Origin of the sequence: Aeromonas cavernicola (assembly GCF_002795305.1) — a bacterium.
Lineage (GTDB): Bacteria > Pseudomonadota > Gammaproteobacteria > Enterobacterales > Aeromonadaceae > Aeromonas > Aeromonas cavernicola.
This window is the reverse complement of record NZ_PGGC01000068.1, coordinates 1-11400: the sequence shown is the minus strand read 5'-3', so window position 1 is coordinate 11400 and position 11400 is coordinate 1. Positions and strand designations below refer to the sequence as shown.

Annotated in this window: 11 protein-coding genes; 7 read left to right on the top strand and 4 right to left on the bottom strand. The window is 56.4% G+C overall.

Annotated elements, in window-relative coordinates; translation table 11 throughout:
- On the top strand, nt 1–301 hold a 301-nt coding region (locus tag CUC53_RS07565), incomplete at its 5' end, for an IS66 family transposase (RefSeq protein ID WP_157798223.1).
- Between the two features lie 166 nt (nt 302–467).
- On the opposite strand, the gene CUC53_RS07560 is transcribed toward CUC53_RS07565, so the two are convergent.
- Nucleotides 468–1388, bottom strand: coding sequence for a LysR substrate-binding domain-containing protein (locus CUC53_RS07560; protein ID WP_100293591.1), 921 nt, complete (start codon nt 1386–1388; stop codon nt 468–470).
- 111 nt (nt 1389–1499) lie between these two features.
- On the opposite strand from CUC53_RS07560, the gene CUC53_RS07555 reads away from it, so the two are divergent.
- The 6 genes from CUC53_RS07555 to CUC53_RS07530 all read left to right on the top strand — a co-directional run bounded on the left by CUC53_RS07555 (nt 1500) and on the right by CUC53_RS07530 (nt 9436).
- Nucleotides 1500–2597 carry a tartrate dehydrogenase gene (locus tag CUC53_RS07555; RefSeq protein ID WP_100293590.1) on the top strand — a complete coding sequence of 366 codons (1098 nt, stop codon included), beginning with the start codon at nt 1500–1502 and terminating at the stop codon, nt 2595–2597.
- Between the two features lie 189 nt (nt 2598–2786).
- Nucleotides 2787–4406, top strand: a complete 1620-nt coding sequence (locus tag CUC53_RS07550) for a BCCT family transporter (RefSeq protein WP_100293589.1) — start codon at nt 2787–2789, stop codon at nt 4404–4406.
- A gap of 137 nt (nt 4407–4543) precedes the next feature.
- Nucleotides 4544–5662: an aromatic ring-hydroxylating oxygenase subunit alpha gene (locus tag CUC53_RS07545; RefSeq protein WP_100293588.1), complete on the top strand. Its 1119-nt coding sequence runs from the start codon at nt 4544–4546 to the stop codon at nt 5660–5662.
- 46 nt (nt 5663–5708) lie between these two features.
- Nucleotides 5709–7157: an NAD-dependent succinate-semialdehyde dehydrogenase gene (locus tag CUC53_RS07540; protein WP_100293587.1), complete on the top strand. Its 1449-nt coding sequence runs from the start codon at nt 5709–5711 to the stop codon at nt 7155–7157.
- A 60-nt stretch (nt 7158–7217) separates the two neighbouring features.
- Complete coding sequence (locus tag CUC53_RS07535; RefSeq protein ID WP_100293586.1) at nt 7218–8183, top strand: PDR/VanB family oxidoreductase; 966 nt, start codon at nt 7218–7220, stop codon at nt 8181–8183.
- Nucleotides 8184–8242: 59 nt separating this feature from the next.
- The gene (locus CUC53_RS07530; RefSeq protein ID WP_201796731.1) at nt 8243–9436 is read left to right on the top strand and encodes a PAS domain S-box protein; all 1194 of its coding nucleotides are present in this window, start codon (nt 8243–8245) and stop codon (nt 9434–9436) included.
- An 11-nt stretch (nt 9437–9447) separates the two neighbouring features.
- Here CUC53_RS07530 and CUC53_RS07525 read toward each other — a convergent pair whose 3' ends face one another.
- The 3 genes from CUC53_RS07525 to CUC53_RS07515 form a co-directional block, all read right to left on the bottom strand.
- Nucleotides 9448–9816 carry a DUF2061 domain-containing protein gene (locus CUC53_RS07525; RefSeq protein WP_157798222.1) on the bottom strand — a complete coding sequence of 123 codons (369 nt, stop codon included), beginning with the start codon at nt 9814–9816 and terminating at the stop codon, nt 9448–9450.
- A gap of 226 nt (nt 9817–10042) precedes the next feature.
- A complete protein-coding gene (locus tag CUC53_RS07520; RefSeq protein ID WP_100293584.1) occupies nt 10043–11023 on the bottom strand; it encodes a tetratricopeptide repeat protein in 981 nt (326 codons plus the stop codon).
- A partial coding sequence (locus CUC53_RS07515; protein WP_157798221.1) for a hypothetical protein occupies nt 11020–11400 on the bottom strand: 381 nt, incomplete at its 5' end. The genes CUC53_RS07520 and CUC53_RS07515, both read right to left, overlap by 4 nt.

The following is an 11400-nucleotide window of genomic DNA, read 5'->3' as shown; positions in this document are numbered from 1 at the left end:
CGAGTGGCTCATCAAGGATGACGAGATGCTGTGGCGGTTTATGAGTGATGACGATATCCCGCTGACGAACAATGAGGCAGAGCGAGCACTGCGGGGCTATGTGTTGTGGCGCAAAGGAAGCTACGGCGTGTGCTCACATCGTGGCGAGTTGTTTCGCCAGCGTATCCTGTCGTTGGTGGAGACAGCCAAACGCTTGGGACGTTGTCCTCAGGAGTGGCTGCGCGCCATCGTCAAAGCCTGCATCGAGAAAACGGATTACCCCATCCCTGCCGAATTGTGTGCGTCAAGCCCCTGCCGGTGAACGGTTACGCCACAGCGGGGGCAAAAGTGCGGCGAGGGGGCTGGGTTACTCTGCATTGGGATGGCTCTCCATCAGGGTCACGGCGGCTAGCCGAACGGGGCGACGAGCCCGCAATATCGCGGCGCCACTGGATTGAGGTTCAAAGGTTGAAGTTCAAGGGTTCAAGTCATGGGATCAGCGTCGCTTGGCCATCACGCTCAGCAAAATAGTGGCGCAGGCACTCCACCGCGACTCGGATCTTGGCCGAGTTGGCCAAGGGGGCAGTATAAACGGCCCAAATATCAGCTGCTTGCTGATAGTCGGGCAAGATCCATTGCAGCCGCCCCGCTGCCACGCTGTCGTGCACATCCCACCAAGATCGCAACAAAATACCATGGCCATCAATGCACCACTGCAGCACCACTTCCCCATGGTTCGATGACAGCGGCCCCGTCACCTTGACGCTCTCTTCACCGGTTGGCCCTTGCAGGTGCCAGATGCCGAACGGGTGATCCCGCTCTTTGATCACCAAGCAGTGGTGCCCGGTCAAATCGGCCAAGGTGTGGGGAGTACCATGGCGGGCCAGATAGGCGGGGGCGGCGCACAGCACGCGCCGGTTGCGGGCCAGCAGTTTAGCGATCAGGTGCGGCGCAATCTGATTGCCGACTCGCACATCCAGATCAAATCCCTCTTCGATCAGATCGACTAAACGATCTTGCACATCCAAGCGAATGTCCAGTTGGGGGTAGCGGTTGGCCAGCGCCGAGAGGGCGGGGGCGACGAAGCGTCGGCCAACCCCAAGGCTACTGGCAATGCGCAATTGGCCGCGCGGCGCCTGCTGCAGGGTCGAGAGCTCATCCCCCATCTGTAACACCGCATCGACAATGCGCTGCGCCCACTGATAGACCCGCTCGCCATCTTCACTGATCGATACCCGCCGCGTGGTGCGATGGAGCAGCCGCACGCCCAGCTGCTGCTCTAGCAGGCGAATGCGCTTGCTGACAAACGCCGCTGACATCCCCAAATCGCTCGCGGCAGTGGCAAAGCTGGAACGGCGGGCGACGTGCAAGAAGACCTTGAGATCGTCCAAATTAGGCAGATTGTTCACGATTCGTCACCCAAGAATCCACAGATGGACTGATTATGTTTATTTTCTCGGCTTATAACATAGCGCTGAAACCTTTGGTTAACTTTTTCGTTACATCAGCAGGATGCGTTTATGAGTCAGTTATTGAGAATTGCCGCCATTGCGGGAGATGGGATCGGTCAGGAAGTGCTACCGGAGGGGCTGCGGGTAGTGCAAGCCGCCGCCAGCCGCTACGGATTGGCATTGGAGTTCACCCAGTTTGAGTGGGCCAGCTGCGACTATTACTTGCAGCACGGCAAGATGATGCCCGACGACTGGTTTGCGCAACTAAAAGGGTTCGATGCGATCTATTTTGGCGCCGTCGGGTGGCCGGATAAGGTGCCGGATCACATCTCGCTGTGGGGCTCACTGCTTAAGTTTCGCCGTGAATTTGAGCAGTACGTCAACATGCGGCCGGTCCGGCTGTTCCCCGGTGTGCCCTGCCCCTTGGCAGGCAAACAGCCGGGTGACATTGATTTCATCGTGATCCGTGAGAACACCGAAGGGGAGTATTCGTCGCTAGGTGGCCGGATGTTTGAGGGCACCGAGCACGAGTTTGTGCTGCAAGAGTCGGTCTTCACCCGGCGCGGTGTGGATCGGATTTTAAAGTATGGCTTTGAGCTGGCGCAGCAGCGCCCGCGCCAATTGCTGACCTCGGCGACCAAGTCCAATGGGATGGCGGTCAGTATGCCTTACTGGGATGAGCGCACCGCCGCAATGGCGCAGCACTACCCCGAGGTGCGTTGGGATAAACAGCACATTGATATTCTCTGCGCCCGCTTTGTGTTGCAGCCGGAGCGTTTTGATGTGGTGGTCGCCTCCAATTTGTTTGGCGACATCCTGTCCGACCTTGGCCCCGCTTGTGCCGGCACCATCGGCATTGCCCCCTCCGCTAACTTGAACCCAGAACGGGATTTCCCCTCTCTGTTTGAGCCAGTGCATGGCTCAGCGCCAGATATTTTTGGGCAAAACATCGCTAACCCTATCGCCATGATCTGGTCAGGGGCGCTGATGCTCGATTTTCTGGGGCAAGGGGAAGCCCGTTACCGCGCAGCGCACGATGCCATTGTGGCGGCCATTGCCCAAGCCATTGCCGACGGCCACGTCACGCGGGACATGGGCGGTCAGCTGTCGACTCAGGCGGTGGGCCAGCTGATCGCTGACTTAGTGGCCACATCAGCAACGCACTGATCCTTGCATTGCGTATAAAATCGCCGCATATTGTTAACCCTTAGGTTACATCTTGTTAACCAATAGTGTTTTATGTGATCGATGAGGCTGGACGGATGCCAGCAAGATCACCCGCTGCAATAGCGCACTTTGCACCGCCGCCCACAGGTTGTGGTCGGCGGTAACACAATAACGTCTAGGAGACTTCTGATGTCCCAACAGACCAAAAAGGTCGATCTGTTTCTGATCACCCTGAGCATGATCGTCGTCTTGTTTACCGTGCTGGGCCTTGCGCTGTTCCCAACCGAAGCAGGGCAAACCGCCAATCAGTTATTTGAGCTAGCCACCCGCTCGTTTGGTACCGCGGTGCAGCTGTTGATCTTTGCCAGCACTCTGGCCGTGATCTATATCGGGTTTAGCAAGTACGGCAATATTCGCCTTGGCAGTGGCCGCCCGGAGTACGCAACCGCCACCTGGGTCTTCATGTTTATCTGTGCGGGCATGGGCTCGTCGACCCTCTATTGGGGGGTCATGGAGTGGGCCTATTACTACCAGTCACCGGGGCTCAATATCGCCCCTCAATCTCGCACCGCGCTGGAATACAGCGTCAGTTACTCCTTTTTCCACTGGGGGATCAGCGCCTGGGCGATTTATGCCTTGGCGTCATTGGCGATGGCGTATCACTTCCATGTCCGCAAAAAAAGCGGCCTTAATTTAGCCTCCATCGTCGAAGCCGTGACGGGTTTTAAGGCCAACGGGCCGGTGGGGCGGTTGGTGGATCTGATCTTTTTGCTGACCATGGTGGGGGCGCTGACCGTCTCGCTGGCATTGACCGCCTCGACCCTGACCCGTGGCTTGGCTGGCTTAATGGGCACCCCAGATACCTTCACGGTACAGGTGGTGGTGATCGGCCTTATCGCGGTGCTGTTCTCGATTAGCTCGTACATCGGCATTGATGGGGGCCTGCAAAAACTCAGCAAGATCGTCTGTTACGGCGCCTTGGTATTTGCCGCCGTGGTGCTCTTGGTGGGCCCGACTCAGTTCATCATCAATAACAGTGCCAATGGCATTGGTCTGATGATCCAAAATTTCGTCCATATGAGCCTGTTTACCGACCCCGCCGGTGATGGGGAATTTACCCGTAACTGGACGGTCTTTTACTGGCTGTGGTGGGTCTCCTATGCCCCTGGGGTCGCTATGTTTGTGACCCGCGTATCCCGTGGTCGCCAAATCAAAGAGGTGGTGTTTGCCCTGCTGCTGGGCGGCAGCGTCGGTTGCTGGTTCTTCTTCGGCGTGTTGGAGAGCTACAGCATGTACCAGTTTATGAACGGGGTGATCGATGTGCCGGCCATCCTCACCGAACGGGGCGGAGAGAGCGCGGTTGAAGCACTGCTGGTCGCCTTACCCCTTGGTAAGGTATTTCTCGCGGTTTACCTGTTCATCATGGCGGTCTTTTGCGCCTCGCACATGGATGCCGCCGCGTATGCCGTGGCCGCCACCTGCACCCGTCAACTGCAAGAGGGGGATGATCCCACCCCCACCCATCGGCTGTTCTGGTGTGTGGCGTTGACCTTGGTGCCGCTGGCGATGCTGTTTGCCAAAGCGTCGCTATCCACCATGAAGACGGCGATGGTGCTCACGGCCATTCCATTCACCCTGATCCTGCTGGTGAAGGTGTACGGCTTCTTTAAATGGATGTTGCAAGACTACGGCCATATGCCGGCCTACCGGATTGAAGAAGAAGCCGCCGGGTTGGTCAATCAACCGGCCATCAACCCAGTCCACCCCCACCCTGAATCGGTGAAAGCGCCGGTCGCGCTCTCGCAATAACACACCCAGCCCCCGCCAGCCGAACAGGGCAAGCTGGCGGGCTTTTTTTTGCCCACCAAGTTAACCAATAGATTTGTGTTAACCAACAAATAACTATTCAGCCATCCGCTGAGCTGATTATCATGGAGAGAAGCAATATGACCCAGTTCGTCCGCTTGCCAGCAGATTTCTGCGCCAATCACGATCACGCCTATACCCTGCCCGCCCATTTCTATACCAGCCCTGCGGTGTTCGAACATGAGCAAGAGAAGATCTTCGCCCACAGCTGGATCTGCGTCGCCCATCGGAGCGAAGTGGCCCAGAGCAATGCCTACATCACCCGCGAAGTAGTCGGCGAAAGCATCATCGTCGTGCGTGGCCGTGATGGGGTGTTACGAGCCTTCTACAACGTCTGCCCCCATCGTGGCCACCAGCTGCTGGAGGGGAGCGGCATCGCCAAAAACGTGATCGCCTGCCCTTACCACGCTTGGACCTTCAAGCTCGATGGCGAGCTGACCCATGTGCGTAACTGCGATCAGGTAGAGGCCTTCGAGAAAGGCGACTACAGCCTGAGCGCACTGCAAGTGGAGGAGTATGCCGGTTTCATCTTTATCAACATGGACCCGACCGCCAGCAGCGTGGAAACCCAGTTGCCCGGCCTGCAAGCCAAGATGCGCGAAGCCTGCGCGGTGATCGACGATCTCCATTTAGCCGCCCGCTTCGTGACCCACACCCCCGCTAACTGGAAGTCCATCGTCGATAACTACATGGAGTGCTATCACTGCGGCCCCGCTCACCCAAGCTTTGCCGACTCGGTTGACGTGGGCCAATACACCCATACCCTGCACGGCAACTGGAGCTTGCAGTACGGCATGGCCAAATCGTCCGAGCAGTCATTCAAAGTGGATGAGTCAGTGGTCGATCCCTCCTTCTCCGGTTTTTGGACGTGGCCATGCACCATGTTCAATGTGCCGCCCGGCGCGAACTTCATGACCGCGATCTATGAGTTTCCAGTCGATGCCGAAACCACCCTGCAGCACTACGACATCTACTTCCTCAATAAAGAGATCACCCCCGAGCAGCAGACCCTGATCGACTGGTATCGCGATGTGTTTCGCCCAGAAGATTTGCGGCTGGTCGAGAGCGTGCAAAAGGGGCTGAAGTCCCGTGGCTACCGGGGCCAAGGGCGGATCATGGTGGACCAGCAGCGCAGCGGTATCAGCGAGCACGGCATCGCCCACTTCCACCATCTGATCGCTCAAGCCCATCTGGACTGATAACCACTGCCGCCCCTTGCTGGGGGCGGCGTAAGGAGAAGTTAACGTGAAACTCAATGACGTCACTCTACTGCGTCAGCAGGCCTACATTGCTGGCCGTTGGTGCGACGCTGACGATGCGCAGACCCTGGAGGTCAATGACCCCGCCACGACCGCGCTGCTTGGCCACGTGCCCCTGATGGGCGCCGCAGAGACCACCCGCGCGATTGAAGCGGCCGAGGCGGCCTTGCCACAATGGCGGGCAAAAACCGCCAAAGAGCGGGCCCAGATCCTGCGACGCTGGTTTGATTTAGTGAGCGAGCATGAAGCGGATTTGGCCTGCCTGATGACCTTTGAACAGGGCAAGCCGCTCAGTGAAGCGCTGGGTGAGATCCGCTACGCAGCCTCGTTTATCGAATGGTTTGCCGAAGAGGGAAAACGTATCTATGGCGATCTGATCCCCAGCCCCAGCGCCGATAAACGGCTGCTGGTGATGAAGCAGGGGATTGGGGTGTGCGCCGCCATCACCCCGTGGAATTTCCCTGCCGCCATGATCACCCGCAAAGCGGCGCCCGCCTTGGCGGCAGGCTGCACCATGGTGATCAAACCGGCTAATGAAACCCCCTTCTCCGCTCTGGCGCTGGTGGCGTTAGCCGAACGGGCTGGGGTCCCCGCTGGGGTGCTCAATATCGTGACCGGTGATACCCCAGCGATCGGGGCCATACTCACTGGCCACCCACGGGTGCGCAAGCTCAGCTTCACTGGCTCCACCCCGGTGGGTAGCCTGCTGATGGGGCAGTGTGCCAGCACTATCAAAAAGGTCTCGCTAGAGCTGGGCGGCAATGCCCCGTTTATCGTGTTTGAGGATGCCGACATTGACGCAGCGGTCGAGGGGGCCTTGGTGGCCAAATTTCGCAATGCGGGGCAGACCTGCGTTTGCGTCAACCGCTTTTATATTCACGAGGCAATCTACGAGCAATTTGCCAGCCGCTTTGTCGCCCGCGTACAGGAGTTGGTGATCGGCCACGGCGCCGAGCAGCGCACCCAGATTGGCCCGTTGATCAGCGCCAAAGCGATGAGCAAGGTGCAAGGGCTGATTGATGATGCCGTCAGCAAAGGGGCCGAGCTGCTGCTGGGTGGCCAATGCCATGGCATGGATGGCCACTTTTTGGTGCCGACGGTGCTCGGCAATATCACCCCAGAGATGACCCTGCTGAGCGAAGAGATCTTCGGCCCCGTGGCGCCGCTGGTACGTTTTAGCAGTGACGACGAGGTGATCGCCCATGCCAACGACACCCAATATGGCTTAGCCGCGTACTTCTACAGCCGTGACCTGGCACGGGTATTTAAGGTCGCCGAGCACCTTGAGTACGGCATGGTCGGGGTCAATACCGGATTGATCTCCAACGAGGTAGCACCGTTTGGTGGCGTGAAACAGTCCGGTCTTGGGCGGGAAGGTTCCAAATATGGAATCGAGGATTATTTAGAAATCAAATACCTGTGTCTGGCGGTGTAATCCAGGCCAAGGTGTCGCGGGGTGGCCAACAGCCCCCCGCCTCTGTTGTTGAGGTAACCAATGAGCAACACATACCAGATGTTCAAGGCACGGGTGACGGGCGTGGAGCAAGTCACACCACAAATTAAACGCTTCACCTTGGTGCGGGCCGATGGCCAGCCGCTGCCCGCATTCAGTGGTGGCAGCCATGTGATCGTGCAGCTGGCAGACGGCATCAGTAATGCCTACTCCTTGATGAGCGACCCCCACGACCTGCGCAGTTACCAGCTGGGGGTCCGTTTGGAGGAGGCATCAAAAGGGGGCTCGGCCTTTATGCACCAGCAGGTGCAGGTCGGCAGCGAGCTGACTATTTCGACCCCGCACAACCTGTTCGCCCTCGCCCCGATGGCCAGCCGTCACGTGCTGATTGCCGGCGGCATTGGCATCACCCCGTTTTTGTCCCAACTCCATGAACTGGCCCGTGGCACAGTGCCTTACGAGCTGCATTACGCCTTCCGCTCACCAGAGCATGGGGCATTTCGTGCCGAGCTGGCCCGCAGCGCCAGTGCCGAGCGGGTGCACTGTTACGCCGATAGCCAAGGGGAAAAACTGGACTTAGCGCAACTGATTGGCGCAGTGGCCGCCGATAGCGGGGCCCACCTCTATGTGTGTGGTCCCAAGCCCTTGATCGAGGCGGTGATTGCGCAAGCCAACCAGCTTGGGGTGGCCGCTGAGCGAGTCCACTTCGAGCAATTCGCGGCCACCCCAGCCACAGGCGGCGCCTTTACCTTGGTGCTGGGCCGCTCTGGCCGCGAGCTGCGGGTCGAAGCAGGCATGACCATCATTCAGGCCATCGAGAATGCCAAGGCGGCGCGGGTGGAGTGCCTGTGCCGCGAGGGGGTCTGTGGCACCTGTGAAACACGGATCCTCGAAGGGGAAGCCGAGCACTTCGATCAGTATCTCTCTGAGCAAGAGCGCGCTAGCCAGCAAAGCCTGATGCTGTGTGTCTCCAGAGCGCGCGGCGATCGGCTGGTGATCGACCTTTAGGTTCTAGGTTCTAGGCTCTAGGTTCTAGGCCCATGCCCCACTCACCGTGTGTGCGGTGAGTGACCACGGCCATCTGCATTGACGATGCGGTGGCCGCCCTCCCTCAGCCGCCAGATGTGTATAATGCGGCCCTCGATGACTCTCAGGGCCCCTTCATGCAGGAACATAGCTTCGCCTTTCGCCTTAAAGAACAACTAGAGCTCAACCACCTCACCCTGCAAACCGTTGCCAGCGCACTGGGCATTTCTCGCACCGCCGTGCACAAATGGACCAAGGGCGGCGAAATTGATTATGACAACCTGCGCAAGCTGGCGGACTTTCTCGGGGTGAACTGGATCTGGCTGCGTTATGGCGAACAGGCCCTCAGCAGTGTGCGCCATGCCGGCCCCGTCACCCAGCCAATGACCGACCTGCGCCGCCGCTACACCGCAGAGATCATGGAGAGCGAAGCACGTATGCGCTTGGCCCAGCAAGGTGCCCGTATTGTGACTTGGGAATGGAACCTGATCAGTGACGAGGTCGCCTACTCGGCCAACGTGGAGGAGGTCTACGGCTGGCCGATTCGCAGCAATCAGGATTTCTGGCAACACCTACCACCCGACGACGTGGCCGCCATGATGGCCATGTATGAGCAGGCGATCAGCACGGGGGAAAACTGCGAGTATGACTTTCGCATCCCGCAGCTCGATGGCTCGTTGCGCTGGATCTCGTCACGGGCCACCGTCGTCAGTGATGCCCTAGGGCGCAAAATCAAAATGGTCGGCATCAGCATGGATAACACCGCCCGCAATCTGGCCGAAGAGGCGCTGCGCCACAGCGAGGCGCGGTTTCGTGCCATGTTTGAACAAAGCTGGGGGGCGCTTGGTTATCTCGACCTAGATGGTCGCTGGCAGCGGGTCAACCAGAGCCTCTGCGAGTTGCTGGGTTATGCTGCCGATGAACTCTATACCACCACGTGGCAAGCCCTCACCCACCCCGAGGATCTGGCCCCCAACCTCGCACTGTTTGAACAGCTCAAACGCGGTGAGTTAAGCCGCTATGTGATGGAAAAACGGCTCCGTCATCAGCAAGGTCACTACCTGTGGCTGCGGGTGCGCACCTCGCTGCAACGTGACCTGCCAGACGCCTCTGCGGCGCACCTTATCAGCGTCTTTGAAGATATCGATGCCCAGCGCAGTGAACTGGCGCGATTGCAAGCCAGGATCAACGAGTTGGAGGCGGCGGATAACGCCACTGCATCGGGTCGTGATTAACCAAGAGGGCCTTACCACCCTATCGCCGCACCGGCATCGTCTTGATCCCACATTTGTTGCGTCACCCAGAAGCGAACGGTGTTAAAGATGGGCTGTAGCATGGCGCTGGCCCCCTCGGTCAACAGTTCAGCACTGAGCACCACCGCCAGCGCAAAGGCCACGCAGCAATAGCGCACGGCAACCCCACGGCTTGCCGCCTGCCAAGGCCGATGGCGGGCAAGCGCGGGGCTGACAAGGCGATGACCATAACAGAGCAGCCAGTAGACCGCAGGCTCAAGCAAGGCAATCAGACCGGCCATCAACCCCTCGCCCGTCAACATGTAGCCCACACTACCCGCCACGATAAAGTGCCACACGGCAACGCTGATGGTCTGTTTCATGATGGCCCCCATTGGCATAATGGGCGCCAGTATTCTCGGTCAGCCTAGTAAATAGAAATCGCTATCCTCTCGGGGTTGGATAGAGCAAACCAATGAATGAACATCGTCGGAACCATATCGTTGCACGGAGTCCGGCCAATCAGCCACATGCATACCGAGCGTCATTAAATTGCTGCCACTGCAAGCGCGGGATCACCCCGCGAAATAGAATGCAGTCATTGTAAAATTAATTAAAAACCAAACCATATGTTCTAACTTGATGGGTTTTCATCCACTCTTCTGCCCATTTTTTGGCACTGTCTATTTCTGATTTAGTTAATTTTTTATTTAATTCTTTCAACTTGCTATAAGGTGAATAGTCTTCATCCTTATCGTTAGGATCTTTGATAGTCAATATATAGTTCAGAGAATACGCTCTCTTAAGATCTTGGTATATACGATCAATTGGCATTGATGAAACAGGGTGGCCCATTAAAAATGAACTTGCCATCGCTAAACTGTTTTTATTTCCTGTTTCAATGGCTTTATCAAACCAATTAAGCATTTCACTCACATTCCCTGCATCATAGGCCAATCCCCCTAACTCTTCCATTGCCCTAGGGTTACCGTTATTTGCTGCTTGCTCCAACCAATATTTGGCAGCTTTTTCTCGTGAGCCTGGCATTAAATACCAACCACAACCACTTTCGATATGACCTGCTAGTTGCTTCATGGCATCAGCATCACCCAATGCGGCTGCTTTTTCCATCCATTCACAATAACCGTTATAGTCACTAATGCCCACGATAAAGGCATATGTTTTAATTGCATCAATATCATTCTTTTTAACTCGCTCCTTTGTCACCTCAATCGCTTTTCTAGTCCAATTATTATCACCGTTATCTTCTGTTAGTGCCTCGGTTAATTTAAAACCAGAACCTAAGTCAGATAAGGCGATCATGCCACAGAGTCCGCCTAACTCAGCTGCCTTGGTGAAATATTGGCGGGCCTCTTCAGAGCGAATTATAGCGGTACCCTGATAGGCTCTGGCAATATTACATAGGGCTTCGGTATGACCGGCATTTGCTGCTTTTAGCATTAATTCCAAGCTATTAGACTGACCTTGCTCCCAAGGAATAACCGCTTGCTGGTAAAGGGCCTCAGCATCCTGCTTTGCAAAAACGGGGAATGTGATCATAAACATTATTAATAAAGCTATTTTATTCATTTAAATAAACTCCAGCCCTTTAATTTAACCTTAGGGTAATCCTGATCACTATCCACTAAATTTGGATAAGCTAGCTCATAGGTCTGATCACTTAGTTTATTACGTGCACTTCTATATTTAACTAACGCAATTTTAACTGCATCAACATTAATGGCAGCAATGGCCATAAACGCATCCAGCTCTTTTAAATTTCGCTGATAACTGGCTACTTTATCGACCACCGTCATACCATGCATTCTAATTACCGCTTCGGTAAATTTATGCCGCGCTTGTTCAAGTTGGCTACCTTCTTGTTCCGATAACCAACTCACCAAACGGGAAATAGTGAGCTGCTGCAAGGCATACACTTGTTTATCGTTTAACGTCACACGCTCATC

Bases quoted from the DNA above. Each gene is read 5' to 3' on its own strand.
- CUC53_RS07555 (WP_100293590.1), top strand. From the start codon at position 1,500: ATGAGTCAGTTATTGAGAATTGCCGCCATTGCGGGAGATGGGATCGGT.
- CUC53_RS07520 (WP_100293584.1), bottom strand. From the start codon at position 11,023: ATGAATAAAATAGCTTTATTAATAATGTTTATGATCACATTCCCCGTT.
- CUC53_RS07545 (WP_100293588.1), top strand. From the start codon at position 4,544: ATGACCCAGTTCGTCCGCTTGCCAGCAGATTTCTGCGCCAATCACGAT.
- CUC53_RS07535 (WP_100293586.1), top strand. From the start codon at position 7,218: ATGAGCAACACATACCAGATGTTCAAGGCACGGGTGACGGGCGTGGAG.
- CUC53_RS07525 (WP_157798222.1), bottom strand. From the start codon at position 9,816: ATGAAACAGACCATCAGCGTTGCCGTGTGGCACTTTATCGTGGCGGGT.
- CUC53_RS07550 (WP_100293589.1), top strand. From the start codon at position 2,787: ATGTCCCAACAGACCAAAAAGGTCGATCTGTTTCTGATCACCCTGAGC.